We start from the raw sequence: 16928 nt of genomic DNA, 5'->3' as shown, positions 1-16928 counted from the left end.
CAGTCTCAAAACGCCAGTCTGCAAGGCTGGATGACTGGCATTTTACGTGTTCAAACCGTATAACTGTCCCCTCCTCAATAGAACTGATACGCAACTATGAATGATCAACTGAGCCGCATTATCGCGACAGAATTGCAGGTACGCCCGGAGCAGGTTGCCTCGGTCGTCCGCTTACTGGATGAAGGTAATACTGTGCCGTTTATTGCACGGTATCGTAAGGAAGTCACCGGCGGGTTGGATGATACCCAACTGCGTCAGTTGGACAGCCGTCTCGGCTATCTGCGTGAGCTGGAAGAGCGTCGCCAGACCATCCTCAAATCCATTGATGACCAAGGCAAGCTGAGCGATGAGCTGTCTAAAGCCATTAACGGCACGCTGAGCAAAACTGAACTGGAAGATTTATATCTGCCGTTCAAACCTAAGCGCCGCACCCGTGGGCAAATTGCCGTCGAAGCCGGTCTGGAACCGCTGGCCGACTTGCTGTGGCAAGACCCATCACACGAACCTGAACAGGCGGCCGCTGCCTATGTCGATGCCGACAAGGGCGTTGCCGATACCAAAGCCGCCCTTGATGGTGCGCGATACATACTGATGGAGCGTTTTGCCGAAGACGCAGCGCTCTTGGCCAAAGTCCGTGATTATCTGTGGAAAAATGCTCATCTGACCTCTCGCATGGTCGAGGGCAAAGAGCAGGACGGCGCTAAATTCCGTGACTATTTCGATCATCACGAGCCGTTCTCGCAGGTTCCCTCGCACCGCGCACTGGCGATGTTCCGCGGGCGCAACGAGGGCGTGCTGCAGCTGTCTCTGAATGCCGATCCGCAGTCCGACGAGCCGCCGCGTGAGAGCTATGCCGAGCAGATCATTATCGACCATCTGGGTCTGAAGCTTGACAACGCGCCTGCGGATGTCTGGCGTCGTGCAGTGGTTAACTGGACTTGGCGTATAAAAGTGCTGATGCATCTCGAAACCGAGCTGATGAGCACCGTGCGCGAACGCGCCGAAGAAGAAGCGATCAACGTTTTCGCCCGCAACATGCACGACCTGCTGATGGCCGCTCCGGCAGGCATGCGCGCCACTATGGGCCTCGATCCCGGTCTGCGTACCGGCGTTAAAGTTGCCGTGGTCGATAACACCGGCAAGCTAGTGGGTATCGACACCGTTTATCCGCACACCGGTCAAGCTGCAAAAGCCGCGCAGCAGGTTGCCGCGTTGTGTATCAAACACAACGTTGAGCTGGTCGCTATCGGCAACGGCACTGCCTCGCGTGAAACCGAGCGTTTCTTTATCGAGCTGCAAAAACAGTTCCCAGACGTGAAAGCGCAAAAAGTCATTGTCAGCGAAGCTGGAGCCTCGGTTTATTCAGCCTCCGAACTTGCCGCGCTGGAATTCCCGGATCTCGACGTTTCCATTCGTGGCGCGGTATCCATTGCTCGCCGTTTACAAGATCCGCTGGCCGAGCTGGTGAAGATTGATCCAAAATCTATCGGCGTAGGCCAGTATCAGCACGATGTCAGCCAGAGCCTGTTAGCCAAAAAACTCGATGCCGTGGTGGAAGATTGCGTAAATGCCGTGGGCGTTGACCTCAATACTGCTTCAGTACCATTGCTGACGCGCGTGGCCGGCTTGACCCGTATGATGGCGCAGAACATCGTTAACTGGCGCGACGAGAATGGTCAGTTCCGCAACCGCGAACAGCTGCTGAAAGTCAGCCGTCTGGGGCCAAAAGCTTTTGAACAGTGCGCGGGCTTCCTGCGTATCAACCATGGCGATAACCCGCTGGATGCTTCGACCGTTCACCCGGAAACCTATCCGGTGGTGCAGCGCATTCTGGCAGCGACTCAGCTGGCGTTGAAAGACCTGATGGCCGATTCCAACGTGCTGCGCGGGCTGAAAGTCAGCGAGTTCACCGATGAGCGTTTTGGTGTGCCGACCGTGACCGACATTATCAAAGAACTTGAGAAACCGGGTCACGATCCGCGTCCTGAATTCAAAACCGCGACCTTTGCAGAGGGAGTGGAAACCATGAACGACCTGACGCCGGGCATGGTGCTGGAAGGCACAGTCACCAACGTGACCAACTTCGGCGCTTTCGTCGATATCGGCGTGCATCAGGATGGTCTGGTCCATATCTCTTCATTGGCTAACAAGTTTGTCGAAGACCCGCACACTGTGGTGAAAACCGGCGATATCGTGAAAGTGAAGGTAATGGAAGTTGACCTGCAGCGTAAGCGTATTGCACTGACTATGCGCCTTGACGAGCAACCGGGCGAAGGCCCCGCTCGTCGCAGCGGAGGGCCGTCTGCTCCGGCAACCCATGCTAATAAAGGTCGCGAAGCACCAAAACGCAACGCCCCTGCGCCTTCTGGTCGCGGCAACAATAATCCGGGCAATAACGCCATGGCCGATGCCCTTGCCGCCGCCTTGGGTAAAAAACGCTAAAATACCTGCTCCCTGCCCTAATCCTTTCTCAAAGGGTTAGGGCGCTTACTCGGTTACTCGTTTCCTCAGCAAGCAGAATTAGATCGAAATAGCAGAACACGGGTTCTTGACTAGAACACCCGCCTTAAATTTCCTTATTTTGCCATTATTCCTGCCCTAACTCTGCGCTGCATCAATAAAACGTCCCCCTCGCTGGCCTAGGATGCTCACGTAACGGAACTATCCGCTGCCACACCGTTCATGATTAACGCCGTTGCGGTAACAAGAATTATTAGTCTTTACATTCAGATAGTTAATTAAGTCACTTATAACCAGGCCACTTTCTGATGCGGCCTTAAAGAGTCTATCCCATGCAGCTTAAACCCCAGCGCAGTTACAAAATAATCGGCTACGCCGCCGATATCAGTCCGGCGTATCGCCAGAAACTGCTGTCTCTCGGCATGCTCCCCGGCACCTGTTTCAACGTGCTGCGCGTGGCTCCGCTGGGCGATCCGCTGCAAATTGAATTACGCCGCACCAGTTTGGCTTTACGCAAAAAAGATTTACTGCTGCTCAGGATCGAACCACACGAACCCAGTGATTCACTGCATCGGCGTACGACAAACCAGCCCTCTATACCCGTCTTGCAAAGGTAACGCGATGAAACAGCTGACCATTGGGCTGATAGGCAACCCGAATTCAGGAAAAACCACGCTCTTTAACCAGTTAACGGGATCACGCCAAAGAGTCGGCAACTGGGCCGGAGTCACCGTCGAGCGCAAGGAAGGCTCATTCTCGACTGCCGCGCAGGCGGTCAAGCTGGTCGATTTACCTGGCACCTATTCGCTGACCACCATTTCAAGCCAGACTTCTCTCGACGAACAAATCGCCTGCCACTACATTCTCGGCGGCGAAGCCGGAATGTTGATCAACGTGATTGACGCCTCTAATCTTGAAAGAAATCTTTATCTTACGCTGCAACTGCTAGAGCTGGGCATCCCGTGCATTGTGGTGCTGAATATGTTGGATATCGCCGAGGCGCAAAATATTACCTTAGATATCAAGGCTCTTTCCTCACGGCTCGGCTGTCCGGTTGTTGCTCTGATTGCTACTCGCACCAATGGTTTAGATGCGCTGTTGTCCGCCATAGACCAGCATCCAGAACCCATCCTGCTTCAACGTATTGATTACCCTGCCGCTTTGCTGCATGAAATGAAATATCTTGCTGAGGCAATGCCGCAAAATCTTCCCCGACAGCGGCGCGAATGGCTGGCAATCCAGATGCTCGAAGGAGATATCTACAGCGCTACACATTCAGGGGAGGCAAAAAATCGGCTCGATGAAGTCCATAAACGTCTTATAGCCAATGGCATTGCCGATCCAGCGCTAGCGATTGCCGAGGCGCGCTATAAAACACTGACTCGCCTAGGTAGCGAGGTCGGCAATACGCTTTCGAGCACGCCTCATCGTCTGACTCAACTGCTTGATAAATTTGTACTAAACCGTTTTCTTGGCGTACCCATCTTCTTGTTGGTGATGTACCTGATGTTCGTGCTGGCCATCAATATCGGCGGCGCGCTAAAGCCGCTGTTTGAAATCGGTTCGGCGACGCTGTTTGTCGATGGTATTCAGTGGCTGGGCCATGGACTGCAATTACCGACCTGGCTGACGCTATTTCTTGCCCAGGGCGTAGGTGGCGGGATAAGCACCGTAATGCCGCTGATCCCGCAAATTGGCATGATGTACCTATTTCTTTCTTTTCTTGAAGACTCCGGCTATATGGCGCGGGCAGCCTTCGTGATGGACCGACTGATGCAGTCTCTCGGCCTGCCGGGCAAATCGTTTGTGCCGCTGATTGTCGGTTTTGGCTGTAACGTGCCGTCGATTCTGGGGGCTCGCACGCTGGATGCACCTCGTGAACGGCTGATCACCGTAATGATGGCGCCGTTTATGTCATGCGGCGCACGATTGGCGATCTTTGCCGTGTTCTCGGCAGCATTCTTCGGGCAGAGCGGAGCTTCGATTGTATTCTCGCTGTATTTGCTGGGCATTGCGGTTGCAGTGCTAACCGGTCTGGTGATGAAACACACCGTGGTTCGAGGAGAGGCTTCGCCCTTTATTATGGAGCTTCCGGTCTATCACATTCCTCAAGTTAAAACGCTGCTGCTGCAAACCTGGCAACGTTTGCAAAACTTCGTCCTGCGGGCGGGTAAAGTCATTGTCATTGCCTGCATATTTATCGGCGCGCTAAACAGCTTTTCGTTTAACGGCAAGCCGGTAGATTCAATTAATGATTCCGCGCTGGCCAGCGTCAGCCGCGTGTTGACGCCAGTGCTTACGCCGATGGGTGTGCATCCCGACAATTGGCAGGCGACTGTGGGCCTGATTACCGGCGCGATGGCCAAAGAGGTAGTGGTCGGCACGCTGAACACGCTTTACACCGCCGAGCAGTTGAAAGCCGCCCCCTTTGACGCTAGCCAATATGCTCCCGTGAGCGAGCTGCGCCGTGCCGTGGATGAAACCTGGAGCAGTCTGCTAGACACCTTTAGCTTTAGCGTACTGGCAAATCCTATTGAGGCCAGCAAAGGCAACGGCGAGATGGCGGCCAGTGCCATGGGCGTGATGAGTGCCAAATTCGGCAGCGCCATTTCCGCCTACAGTTATCTGATCTTCGTGCTGCTGTACGTGCCCTGCGTATCAGTCATGGGGGCTATCGCCCGTGAGACCAACCGCAGTTGGATGATGTTCTCTATCCTTTGGGGCCTGAACGTCGCCTGGTCACTGGCAACACTGTTTTATCAGAGCGCAACGCTAAGCCAGCACCCGTTGCAAAGCGCAACGATTATTGCCGCAGTGCTATTGGTCAACGCACTCATCCTCACCGGTCTTCGCTGTTCTCGCAGTCGCGGGCCGACAACATTGGCCGTTGGCGCTTTGCTCCCCTCCACAGGCGGTGGCTGCAAAGGATGTGCCGAAAGTAAAAAATGCGGCACGCGCCGAACAACGCCGTAAAAGCCTGAGATACTCTGTCGTATACCGCCCTTAAACGCTAAGATTGAGCGGGATCGACACTCTGGAGCCAGCAATGATCGACAGTGAAATCACTTTCCGCAAGCTTGAGGTTTTCCTGGTATTTATGGAAAAGCTGAATATTGCCCGCACCGCAGAACAACTCGGTTTGAGCAGTGTCAGCGTGCATCGCGCCCTACATTCACTCGAAGAGGGACTGCGCTGTCCGCTGTTTATTCACCGCGGGCGAAATCTGCTGCCTTTACCCGCCGCTGAAACGCTGCAACAGCATGCCATGCAGGTAATTGAACAAATGGAGTTGGGGATTCAGGCGGCACAGCGCACAGCCGGTTTTGGCGATAAGCGCATTCGTCTCGGTACGTTGTATTCGCTGACGCTGGAAACTATTCCACGCCTGATTATGGGCCTAAAAATCCGCCGCCCCGAGCTCGAATTGGAGTTGCTGATGGGTTCCAATGAAATGCTGTTGAATCGGCTGGCCGAACAGCAGTTGGACGCAATTTTAATTTCCACCAGCGACTCGGTTATCGATGAGCATCTGTATGAAAGTCTTCCGCTGTTTATAGATGATATTTATCTGGCCTCTCCTGCCGACTCGAAGCTAATCGTCGAAGGGCCGGTAGATTTACGCGATTTTCGCAAAGAGAAATTTATTTCGCTGGCCGAGGGATTTGCTACTTACCACGGTTTTCAGGAAGCCTTTCAAGTGGCAGATTTTGAGCCGGATATCGTCACCCGCGTCAATGATATTTTCTCGATGTTGAGTCTGGTGCAGGCAGGAATCGGCTACACATTGATTCCAGGAAGGATGAAAGGCGTTTATGCTGAAACCGTCAGGCTTATGCCGCTGGCCGAACCCTATCAGATGCGGCAAACCATCTCATTGGTGTTTGCCCGCAGTCGCGAACACGATCCCAACCTACTGGCACTTGCCGCCGAAAGCCGGATGTACGCACGAGGGCACTCAATAAAAACTGTTGATTAGATAAGCTCACGATCGCCACAAATTTCAACACGATAACCGCAAATCACAGAAAATTTGGTCTATTCCCCGTAATTAATGTTTTTTCAACGTTTTTGGCTTTCCCTAGCGCCGCTCCAGCCTTTGTGCCAGCGTACTCAACTCGCTAATCGCCGTCTGGCTGAGCGACAGTGCCAGACCTTCCGTCATTACCCGCTGGGTTAAGCCAGTCAAAATTGAGCCTGGAGGCATTTCCACCGCCAGCCTTACTTCTCGCTGATAAGCCGCAACCATCGCGTCAAACCAGTTCACCCTGCGTGCCATATTAAAGGCCAGATCGTCGGCAATTTTCTCTGGCTGCCAGTAAACTCTTGCGCTACTGCCGCTGAGATAACCACACGTTGGGCGTTTAAGAGTTACACTATTGAAAGCATCGGCCAGTTTCGCCGCCGGTTTATCCAACAAGACGCAGTGCGACGGCACGCTTACCGCCAATTTACGCGTCTTTTGCGCCCCGTTCTCTGCAGCCAATACGCACACCTGATACATAGCCTCATCGCTACCGGCAATCACTAGCTGGTTTTCTGCATTAATATTGGCTAAAAAAACCGGCATCATCGGCGAATTAACCTGATCCAGCAACAGTTCAAGCTCTAACTGGCGCAAACCCACGATCGCTGACAGGCCAAATCCCTGTGGATACGCCTGCTGCATCAGCTCGCCACGCAGCGCGACCAGTTTTACCGCCGTTTCAAACTCCAGCGCGCCACAAATAACCGCAGCAGGAAACGCGCCAATTGACAGCCCGCTGACAAAATCAGGCTGAACGCCTGCTGCACGCAGATGCTCAGCCCACACCACGCCGCTAATCAACAGGCAAAGCTGCACCTCACGGGTTGCGCGCAGTGCTTCGGCGCTGTCGAGAGTCAGAACGTCTTGCCCTAACGCTGCGTTAGCTCGTGTTAGATAACTCTGGCTCAGCGCAGTAGCAGGTAATCGATGGAGCATTTCGGGGAATTGCGGCCCCTGACCGGGAAAAGTAAACAGAATTTTCATCAGTTTTTATCTTCTTCAACAGGCGGCGACCACGGGTTATCCACCAAACGAGGCCCGCAGGCAGTTTTTAACAGCACACTGCCACCCCGTAGCCATTCGCTTAGCGAAAATCCGCCCTGCGGTGTGTTGATCTGCACATCGGCTCGACACGGCAAAAGCGCTAACTGCCGATAAAAATCGCTAAACTCTTCGCGCGGCTGCACTGTGTCACAACGGATCAGCAGGTCTAAATCGCTATCGGCGTGCATCACCGGAATATCCGTCGCCAGCGCGTAGCCACAGCTGCCGGTCACCCCCCAAACCCAAGGCAAGCGCAGGCCAATCAGTGTAATCAGTGCCTGCACCGGCTGCTGGGACACAAAGGTCGATCGCAGCAAACGGTTTGCATCGGCCACCAGTGATTCTGGCGTCACAATTCGGCTCACCTCCGCCGGGTCTATCCACGCTGCGGCGCGCTGACTGCGGCTAATCCCGCGCACTCCGACAGGCAGGCAATCGGAGTTGTGAATATCGCGGCGCACCACCAGCGGCAAATGCGTTTGCCAGCCGCTGGCGACCCAATCGGGCAGCACTTGCCCCTCTGCGGCAAACGGCCGCTGCTTGCTCCACACCAAATCATGAGCTCGAGGAAAATCCATTATTTTTCCTTTTATTAAAATTGATTCATCAATGCATTGAGGCCGTGAGTGAGATAAACAGCGGCAGGGTCAGAATAGCCAATATCGAGCTAATCAGCAGCGATGCCTCGGCGTCTGGTGACTGCACGCCAAAACGATTTCCGAAGACGATGCCGAAGAAACCCGCCGACAGCGCAATCATCAGGATTGCCGTCACTGCCACCTCACCGCTGATGCCAAAGGCCATTACCAGTCCCCAGGCAATAAACGGCTGGATCAGGTTCTTGGTCACACAGGATATTAGCACCGCCGCGTTGATTTTTAGCTTGCGTGCCGACAGGATCACGCCGGTCAGAAACAGCGCCGAGGCGGTGGCGGCCAGTCCCAACGGTTTGATCGATGCCAGCACAATATCGGGCATTTTAATGCCAATAGCCGACAGTACTACCCCAAGCAGTGGTCCCCAGACGATCGGTTTTTTAATCGAACGCCACATCAATATCGGCAGCATGGTTAGAGCCGAACCGTGAGATTCACCGTTGGCCCGGGCTTTTTCTCGCTCTAAAATCAGCAGGCAAAAAGGCGTCATCAATACCGATCCGCAGGCAATCGACACCGCCACTGACAGCGAGGTTCCCGCCCCCTCACCTAATACACTGCCGAGAATAGGCAATCCCAGCGCGGCATAGTTTGGCAGCGCGACAGTTAGCGTCAGTACCGCCGCATCCTGCGGTGACTTTTTAAACACGCGGGTACAGAGAAAATACAATGCGGCATAGGTTATCCACATGCTCAGCACCAATAGCAGAATCAGCGGACTCTGGCCAACAATGCCCCGCCACGGCGTCTGCACCGTGGCGGTAAACAAGGCTGCCGGTAAAGCAAAATCCATTACAAACACGTTCAACAGCGAGACATTCTGATTCTCGACCATTTTCGACTTGCCGGCAAAATAGCCGAGGATCATGATGACGAAAATAGGAGCAAGCGCGTGCAAAATTACGTAGGTCATAGTGGGTTACCTGAGGTAAGAATTATTGTGAATTCCTCGGTCCACCGGCTGCGATGTTTTTTATATACTTCCAGTCATACTCGGGTTAAAGCGCCTGAGACTTCATGCTGTTTGCAGGTCATAACCGGTCAAACAAAAGGAAAAGTCTTTATCACCACTGCTGTCGCATTAATTCACGCACCTTAAGCGAACTGGCACGATTATCGGCCCCTAACCGATTTTCCAGAGACACGCCCTGCAACGCAATTTCACTGATCGCCTCATCAAGCACCGATATCACCTTAGCTATCTCGGCAACTGCGGGATTTTCAGGATCGCTGATATCCATCAGCTGTGATAACAGTCCCAGCGTGGCGTAATTCTCAATGTCGTAAGCCATCGGTGGCACTTCGGCGGCCAGCTTTTCCAGTGCCTCGACGGATCGCAAAGTGATACGCGCGGCAGACTCTTTACCCATCGCGTGGATCATCACGCCAGGATTATTAAAGGCAATCAGCTTGTTGGCCTGATAACCGTGCGCCAGAAATGCCCCGGACATCGCCTTGCCGACGATTAATCCAACAATAGGATGCCCGGCCAGACGTGCCTTGGCGTAGGCCCCTGCGGCTCCGGCCAGCGACTGATGAATGCCAAACGCTTCTTCACGTCGGCCATACGCCTGACTCGGCACGTCGATAATCGCCACAATCGCGCGTTTCACCGTTTTGTCGGCATCCTCTTCAATCACTTGACTGACTACCTTGGCCAGAGTCCAGCCTTCAAGCAGCCCTACCTCGCCCTCGGCCGCGCGGGGATAGCGGTTTTTTGCATCGGGAACGACGGCGATAAAACGCACGTTATGCTGGTAAAGTTTTCCATCGGCGGCTCTTACTGATTCACATAGCCCGTTAATTTCCTGGCCATCAACAGCAAGCTGGTTGAACCAATAATTTCCTCGACTAAAAGTCTGTTCAGAAGTACTCATTACTTATTCTCCTGATTTGCAGCGGCATCTTTAAACAGCGCCGTCGTCACTTCACGGCTGGCCTGCACTGAAGTATCAAAACTTGCCAGTTTTGGCAGATAATAGTCATAGTTATCGGAACGATGCTGCGCCGGAACACCTTGATGAATAAATTCGAGCATGCTGGCTTTAACGTCCCCCAGCGAATCCTCAACCAGCGCGTCGACAAAACCGCTGGCATAGCGCACCTCGCCGCCGGTCATGCTCCAGATAAACGGCCGGTCGCGAGAATCGTATTCTGCTATTCCGGCCTCCTGCTCGATAACCTGTGGTCCGTTCAAGCCAAGCCGTGCTTCGCGGGTGACTATCAATCGGCTGCACAGCGCTGCGGCGATAGACATCCCGCCAAAGCAGCCAACGGTCCCGGCAACGATGCCGATGACCGGCGTGTAGCGGCGTAAATCGACAATCGCGGCGTGAATATCTGCAATAGCCGCCAGCCCGAGATTGGCCTCCTGCAAGCGCACGCCGCCAGTTTCCAGCAGCAAAACCGCCTGCGTGGGTATCCCGTTGCGGTTGTCCTCTGCCGCCAGTTCCAGCGCCGAGGCCATTTTCGCCCCTGAAACTTCGCCCATACTGCCGCCCTGAAATGCGCCTTCGATAGCAACAATCACTGCCGATTGCCCTTCAATTGTGCCGCGAGCGACTACCATGCCATCGTCGGCCTGCGGCACTATGCCCTGCCGCTCCAGCCACGGCGAAGAGATACGCTGGAAAGGGTCGAGCAGCTCGCGAAAAGTGCCGTCATCCAGCAGCGCCCGCGCGCGCTGCCGCGCATTTAGTTCGATAAAGCTTTGATCAGCGGACATTGGAAGCCTCCTCAAATACCTGCTCAATGCGCAACCGGGCAACGCCGGGAGTTGCACCAAAGTCGTTGATTTCCAACTGCCCGGCGGGTAATTCACGCACGCCGATCAGATGGTCAAAAAAGCGCTGCCACAGCGGCTGGCTGCCGTCGACTGAGGTCGCCACATGAACGGTCAACGCCGCGCCATCTTTTGGCTCATACAACGCCTCAAGATCGCCGGAGCCCACCACGCCAGCCTGGGCATGGCTCGGCAAGCTTGCATTTGCCGGATAAGTAAATTCAAAACGTTCCATAACACCTCTTGTTAATCATGATGTTAAATCTCGGAGTAAATGAGCCTGCCCGCCGATACGGTCGATAAACAAGGCAGCGGCCAGCAGGTCTGCGGCTCCGCCCGGCGAAACGTTATCTGCCAGCATCCGTTGCTCAAGGCGCTTGAACTGGTCGAGACCTTTGGCCGTTTGCACCCCTCCCGCCTCCAGCACTCGCGTTGCCCCCTGCTGCATCTCAAGCAGAGCAGGCAAGCCGCCGCGCGAAAGTACGCAGGTATCTGACAATGAAGTCATTATCGCCAGTAGCGCATTTATCTGGGCCTGATTCTCATCGGCACCGGCCTCGCGGCTGCGGTAAAGCTCGGGCAGCGCCTGCCGCATCAGGTGTGGAAATCCAGTTTGTGCCTCTTCTTTCGCACCCGGCAGCTGATAACGCTGCACCGCACAAGCCCCTTTGCTAAAGGTTTTTGGGCTTAGAGCATCAGGCATGGCGGCAAGCTGGGCGGCACGCTGGGTAATTTGGCGAGCACCAAGAGCTGAAGGTTGCATCGCTACCGCGCTAACCAATAGCCCCAGCGACCAAATCGCGCCACGATGGGTGTTGATCCCGTCCGTTGCCGCCATCATTTCCTGCTCCCCCTTACGCCCCAGCCGCCCCACTTCTTGCCGCAGCGCAATATCGGGGAAGCGCAGCCAGCAGTGCAGTGCCAGAGCATGAAAGGTGGGCGTAAGGCTGTGAGCAGAATGTTCCATCAGTGAAAGAGTCAGATCGCTGTGCGCCCCCGAACCCCGGCTATCGACCAGACCCGGCTTTGGGCTTAGACGCGCCTCATCCAGCAGTGCCTGAGTGGCGATTTCTGCCAATCTGGCGGCTAAAATATCGCCCTGTCCGTTTTCGGCTATGGTTAAATGCATGATTACCAGCTCCTGAATTTTGCCGGAGGGTGATATAACCCGCCCGACCAGTCAACCAGCTCACTGACGCTGGTAGCGGCCAACAGCGAGCGTGTTGCATCGGTGCGGCGAATGCCCATATCTTCCGGGAATACCACCAACTCCTGCTTGCGCAGCTCGGTGACCCGCCTGGCATCAACCCCTAAGCCAACGTCGGTAATTCCGGCAACAGCGGCAACCATTGCCCGGCGCTCTTCCAGCGAACGAGCGCGATGAAGATGTGCAATCCCTTCTTCGGTGAGTACGTGGGTTACGTCGTCGCCGTAAATCATCACTGGCGCAAGTGGCATGCCAGACTGCTTGCCAACCTCAACGGCTTCGAGTTTCTCGACAAAAGTAGGTTTACCGCCGGACTGGAATGTTTCGACCATCTGCACCACCAGCTTGCGGCCTGGAGTCATTGGATCAGGCTCTTCAATCATGTCCAGCCAGGCGGGAGTAGCATGACGACGACCGTGAGGATCGTGGCCCATATTTGGCGCGCCACCGAATCCGGCCAAACGGCCTTTGGTCACCGTCGAGGAGTTGGCAAGTCCGTCAACCTGTAGCGTCGATCCGATAAACATATCAACGGCATATTGTCCGGCAAGTTGGCAAAAAGCGCGGTTGGATCGCATCGAGCCATCGGAGCCGGTAAAGAACACGTCTGGTCGCGCGGCAATATAATCCTCCATCCCTAACTCACCGCCGAAGCAGTGCACGGTATCGACCCAACCGCTTTCAATTGCCGGGATCAGAGTGGGGTGTGGATTCAGCGCCCAGTGCTTGCAGATTTTGCCCTTCAGCCCCAGCTGTTCGCCGTAGGTCGGCAACAGTAATTCGATGGCTGCAGTGTTAAAACCAATCCCGTGGTTAAGCGATTGCACCTGATGTTTGGCATAAATCCCTTTGATAGCCATCATCCCCATCAATACATGGACCGGCTTAATCAGCCGTGGATCGCGGGTAAACAGCGGTTCGATAAAGAACGGTTTGTCAGCCACGACGACAAAATCAATCCATGAACCGGGGATATCAACGCGCGGCAGATCGTTTTCATCGTCAACCAACTCATTCACCTGCGCGATAACCAGACCATTTTTAAACGCCGTAGCTTCCACCAGCGCGGGGGTATCTTCAGTGCTTGGGCCGGTATAAAGATTGCCTTTGCGATCGGCTTTAAATCCAGCGATCAGGGCAATATTCGGCACCAGATCGACAAACAAACGGGCGTAAAGCTCGATATAAGTATGGATAGCACCGATTTCCATCAACCCGTCTTCCAGCAACTGCGCGATACGCAGGCTCTGCGGGCCAGAAAAAGCAAAATCCAGCTTGTGGGCGATCCCACGTTCAAACAGATCAAGATGTTCCGCCCGACTGACGCTGGGCATGATCATATGCAGATCGTGTAATTTTTCGGGGTTGGCTTTGGCAAGCATGCGGGAAAGAAAATCGGCCTGCTTCTGATTATTCCCTTCCATTACCACGCGATCGCCGGGAGCAATAAGGGTTTCCAGAATCGCGGTCATTTGATCGGTGGGTAACACCTTGCCTTGAGCCACAGCCTGAACACTATCGATACGCCGTTTTTTATCACTGCGTCGCGTGTCCCAGACTTTCGTCGTCTGTGAATATTGCTTCATGCCTAAAACCTCTGGGTTTAACCAATTAATAGCTACATTTGCGTGAATATATAAATTTATTACGATTAAAAATAAAAATTATAAAAATCTAACTGGCTGTAATTAGTCTAGAAACACCTCAAGCTCCTATCAATCAAGGAGCCAGGCTTATCGTTAGCCTGAGAGTAACAGTTAAATAAAACTAATCACTTTCAATGCTTTATAAATATTAAAACGAGAAATGCCGCACAAAAAATACGGTATTCAGATGATGTGTATGACTAGAGAGTAGAGTACAAACAGGCTTAGGATATTATTTATTCAATAAATGAGTTGGGTCGCAGGGTTATTAGAGAATTAAGAGAAAATATTGATGTTTGAATTTATAGATACAAATTAAAAAGGCGAGCAATATTTTGCTCGCCCGTTCTGTTCATTACACGCTGTAATTATTTAAAAACTTCGGCAGTTGCGCTGATTTTATTGTCAGTATTTGCTTCGATAACAACGTAATATTTACCGCCTTTTTCATCGGCTAATTTATTAATTGCTCTTTTAGCATCCATTGGGGCTGTTTGTTCGTTGTCGATGGACACTGTACCAATGCTGGTGTAGTTATTTTTCTGCGCTTCCTCTCTGGTGATTTCTTTGGCTGCCATCGCGCCAGTAGAGAAAGTCCCCAACAACAGGGCAGCAACAACCACTTTTTTGTAGTTCATGACATTACCTCTTTATGAGTGATTTATTTTTAATAACGTTCAAGGCAGTTAACGCCAGACAGTCCGTGTTGGTATGAACTTCCTGCTCAAATACCGCGCTTCTCCCAGAGACACAGACTCTTGATGATTCTGTTGAACAGATTTATCGAATTTCTGGCGTTACCTCATTGAGTATTCATCACTTATAGAAATTATCAATCAAAGAAATCGTTGCCTGTCACTTAACCTTTATTATGTGATACAGCGCATTCTTTTTAGAAAATCAGGGAATTACTTACATCAAATTATGGTCATGCAAGAAATCGATTACTGCCGAAGAAAACGCCTCAGGATGCGAAATAAACGGCGCGTGTGAGGCTTTCTCGATTTTGGCCGACGGCGAATGAGGCCACAGCTGGTCTAACAATGGAATAATTTTGCGCGGCACCAGGCCATCAAGCGCGCCATAAATACGCAGGAACGGCATCGTGAGATCCTGCATCTCAGTGCGTAAATCTTCATGCTTAAGGATTTCCAGACCGCTGTTCAGCACTTCGACAGGTGGGAACGGTAAATCCAGCACCATTGATTTCAGCAGCTTGGCATCCTGCCGCGCGCTTTCACTTCCCAAAGTTTGTAATGCCAAAAAACGCTCCACGGTGCGTTTGAAATCCTCACTCAACTGCTGCTGAAAACCGTGCAACACTTCCGGGCGAATACCGGGCCAATGATCTTCCTGAGCGGCAAAGCACGGTGAAGAGGCCACAGTTATCAGCGCGTCAACCCTTTGTGGGGCAACAAGAGCGGCCTGACTGGCGACCAGCCCCCCCAGCGACCAGCCGATCCACACGGCTTTTTCCGGAGCCTGTGCCAGCACCGTCTCGGTCATCTCTGGCAAAGTTAATGCACCAAAATCGCGGCTGCGGCCATAGCCCGGCAAATCCACCAGATGCAGGCGAAAATGCGGCGCCCATCGAACGCTAATGTAACGCCACACTTCCGCGTTCAGTCCCCATCCGTGAAGCAGCACAATATCGCGCGAACCTTCACCTAAAGTCTGCCAATAGAGGCGATTCATACTGTAGTGTCCCTGTCAGTGGATGCTTACTAAAGGATTAGTCTACCAATAATGTTTACCCTTGCCAGTCGATGTTGGCTCTGCCAGCAACCTTTGCAGTTAGCGAAACACGGGATTTGTAGCCTGTGCCTTCGCCAGTTGCCAATTATTCCTGTGTGTTGTCCCTGCTGCGGGCTGCCTGGCGGCGACGCGGGGCAAGCCTGTGGCCGCTGCCAGCTCAAGCCGCCGGGGTGGCAAGCGCTGATTTTTGCCCAGCTGTACCAGCCGCCTATCAGCACATTGCTGTTGCGCTTCAAGTTTTCGGCTGTCCCGGAGCTCGCCGTGCCACTGGCCAGACTTTTCCTGATGCGCTGGCTGGAACGCTGGCGCGAAGGAAGCGTAGTCAGGCCGCAGATTGTACTCAGCATTCCGTTGCATCTGCGCCGTTATCGCCAGCGCGGCTACAATCAGTCGGACCTGCTCGCCCGCCCTCTTGCGCGCTGGCTGGGCTGTGAATATTTTCCCGCCGCGCTGCAAAGACAACGCGCTACGCCATCGCAGCAAAAGCTTTCAGAAAGAGAAAGGAAACGAAATTTACAGCGGGCATTTTGTTGCACTCAAAGGTTGGCAGGAAAACATATCGCCTTGATTGATGACGTAGTCACTACCGGCAGCACAATTAGCGAAGTCGCTAAGATACTGAATAAAGAGGATATTGCATCGTTACAGATTTGGTGCATTTGCCGCACCTTGTAGTCAGTCTGTTAAAGGGCGTATTATAACCGACTGGAGTAGTCAACTATTGAGCCAATGCTATGATCATTATTACCGATGCTGCCCAAGAGCACTTTGCCAAGCTTTTGGCAAACCAGGAAGAAGGCACCCAGATCCGCGTATTTGTGATTAATCCCGGTACGCCAACTGCAGAGTGCGGTGTTTCTTACTGCCCACCCGACGCCGTGGAAGCCACGGATACAGAGCTGAAATTCGAAAGGCTTTCCGCTTTTGTTGATGAACTGAGCGCACCTTATCTGCATGAAGCAGAGATCGACTTTGTAACCGATCAGCTCGGCTCACAGCTTACGCTGAAAGCGCCGAATGCTAAAATGCGTAAAGTTTCCGACGACGCACCGTTGATGGAACGCGTTGAATATCAGCTGCAGTCGCAGGTTAATCCACAACTTGCCAGCCACGGCGGCCGCGTTTCTTTGATGGAAATCACCGACGACGGCATTGCTGTTCTGCAATTTGGCGGCGGCTGTAATGGCTGTTCCATGATTGATGTCACTTTGAAAGACGGCATTGAAAAAGAGCTGTTGCAGTCTTTCCCTGAACTCAAGGGCGTGCGCGATCTGACTGAACACCAGCGCGGCGAGCACTCGTTCTACTAATACGATCCCGTCCCTGCTTCGGGGCGGATTAGATCAGGAATAAA

16 protein-coding genes are annotated in these 16928 nt (G+C 53.2%); 6 read left to right on the top strand and 10 right to left on the bottom strand.

The window, feature by feature from the left end; translation table 11 throughout:
• Positions 1 to 96: 96 nt before the first annotated feature.
• From SPM24T3_RS05570 to SPM24T3_RS05555, 4 genes are all read left to right on the top strand, one after another.
• Entirely contained in the window at positions 97 to 2442 is a 2346-nt protein-coding gene (locus SPM24T3_RS05570) for a Tex family protein (RefSeq protein WP_009635738.1), read from the top strand.
• Positions 2443 to 2792: 350 nt separating this feature from the next.
• Positions 2793 to 3077: a ferrous iron transporter A gene (gene feoA, locus SPM24T3_RS05565; protein ID WP_009635737.1), complete on the top strand. Its 285-nt coding sequence runs from the start codon at positions 2793 to 2795 to the stop codon at positions 3075 to 3077.
• Between the two features lie 4 nt (positions 3078 to 3081).
• The gene (gene feoB / locus SPM24T3_RS05560; protein ID WP_009635736.1) at positions 3082 to 5433 is read left to right on the top strand and encodes a Fe(2+) transporter permease subunit FeoB; all 2352 of its coding nucleotides are present in this window, start codon (positions 3082 to 3084) and stop codon (positions 5431 to 5433) included.
• 73 nt (positions 5434 to 5506) lie between these two features.
• Positions 5507 to 6436 carry a LysR family transcriptional regulator gene (locus SPM24T3_RS05555; RefSeq protein WP_009635735.1) on the top strand — a complete coding sequence of 310 codons (930 nt, stop codon included), beginning with the start codon at positions 5507 to 5509 and terminating at the stop codon, positions 6434 to 6436.
• Positions 6437 to 6538: 102 nt separating this feature from the next.
• Here the strand turns inward: SPM24T3_RS05555 and mdcH are convergent, their stop codons facing one another.
• From mdcH to bioH, 10 genes are all read right to left on the bottom strand, one after another.
• Positions 6539 to 7468, bottom strand: coding sequence for a malonate decarboxylase subunit epsilon (gene mdcH, locus SPM24T3_RS05550; protein WP_009635734.1), 930 nt, complete (start codon positions 7466 to 7468; stop codon positions 6539 to 6541).
• A complete protein-coding gene (locus SPM24T3_RS05545; protein WP_009635733.1) occupies positions 7468 to 8106 on the bottom strand; it encodes a malonate decarboxylase holo-ACP synthase in 639 nt (212 codons plus the stop codon). Before SPM24T3_RS05545 ends, mdcH begins: the two co-directional genes overlap by 1 nt.
• A gap of 28 nt (positions 8107 to 8134) precedes the next feature.
• On the bottom strand, positions 8135 to 9097 hold the full coding sequence (locus SPM24T3_RS05540; protein WP_009635732.1) for an AEC family transporter: 963 nt from the start codon (positions 9095 to 9097) through the stop codon (positions 8135 to 8137).
• A gap of 151 nt (positions 9098 to 9248) precedes the next feature.
• The gene (mdcE, locus tag SPM24T3_RS05535) at positions 9249 to 10061 is read right to left on the bottom strand and encodes a biotin-independent malonate decarboxylase subunit gamma (RefSeq protein ID WP_009635731.1); all 813 of its coding nucleotides are present in this window, start codon (positions 10059 to 10061) and stop codon (positions 9249 to 9251) included.
• Positions 10061 to 10909, bottom strand: coding sequence for a biotin-independent malonate decarboxylase subunit beta (locus SPM24T3_RS05530; RefSeq protein WP_009635730.1), 849 nt, complete (start codon positions 10907 to 10909; stop codon positions 10061 to 10063). The genes mdcE and SPM24T3_RS05530 overlap by 1 nt, the downstream gene beginning before the upstream one ends.
• Positions 10899 to 11201 carry a malonate decarboxylase acyl carrier protein gene (gene mdcC, locus SPM24T3_RS05525; RefSeq protein WP_009635729.1) on the bottom strand — a complete coding sequence of 101 codons (303 nt, stop codon included), beginning with the start codon at positions 11199 to 11201 and terminating at the stop codon, positions 10899 to 10901. Before mdcC ends, SPM24T3_RS05530 begins: the two co-directional genes overlap by 11 nt.
• A gap of 15 nt (positions 11202 to 11216) precedes the next feature.
• Positions 11217 to 12095 (bottom strand): triphosphoribosyl-dephospho-CoA synthase, encoded by an 879-nt coding sequence (locus tag SPM24T3_RS05520; RefSeq protein ID WP_009635728.1) that lies wholly within the window; start codon positions 12093 to 12095, stop codon positions 11217 to 11219.
• Positions 12096 to 12097: 2 nt separating this feature from the next.
• Entirely contained in the window at positions 12098 to 13759 is a 1662-nt protein-coding gene (gene mdcA, locus SPM24T3_RS05515; protein WP_009635727.1) for a malonate decarboxylase subunit alpha, read from the bottom strand.
• A gap of 428 nt (positions 13760 to 14187) precedes the next feature.
• Complete coding sequence (locus SPM24T3_RS05510) at positions 14188 to 14457, bottom strand: YdgH/BhsA/McbA-like domain containing protein (protein WP_009635726.1); 270 nt, start codon at positions 14455 to 14457, stop codon at positions 14188 to 14190.
• Positions 14458 to 14731: 274 nt separating this feature from the next.
• On the bottom strand, positions 14732 to 15514 hold the full coding sequence (gene bioH, locus SPM24T3_RS05505) for a pimeloyl-ACP methyl ester esterase BioH (protein ID WP_009635725.1): 783 nt from the start codon (positions 15512 to 15514) through the stop codon (positions 14732 to 14734).
• A gap of 51 nt (positions 15515 to 15565) precedes the next feature.
• Between bioH and gntX the strand changes: the two genes are divergently transcribed.
• Entirely contained in the window at positions 15566 to 16249 is a 684-nt protein-coding gene (gene gntX, locus SPM24T3_RS05500) for a DNA utilization protein GntX (RefSeq protein WP_009635724.1), read from the top strand.
• 59 nt (positions 16250 to 16308) lie between these two features.
• Positions 16309 to 16884 carry a Fe-S biogenesis protein NfuA gene (gene nfuA / locus SPM24T3_RS05495; protein WP_009635723.1) on the top strand — a complete coding sequence of 192 codons (576 nt, stop codon included), beginning with the start codon at positions 16309 to 16311 and terminating at the stop codon, positions 16882 to 16884.
• Positions 16885 to 16928 lie beyond the last annotated feature (44 nt).

The sequence above is a fragment of the Serratia sp. M24T3 genome (assembly GCF_000257645.1).
Lineage (GTDB): Bacteria > Pseudomonadota > Gammaproteobacteria > Enterobacterales > Enterobacteriaceae > Rouxiella.
Note: the sequence above shows the minus strand (reverse complement) of the source record. Positions and strands in the feature narration are given on the sequence as shown.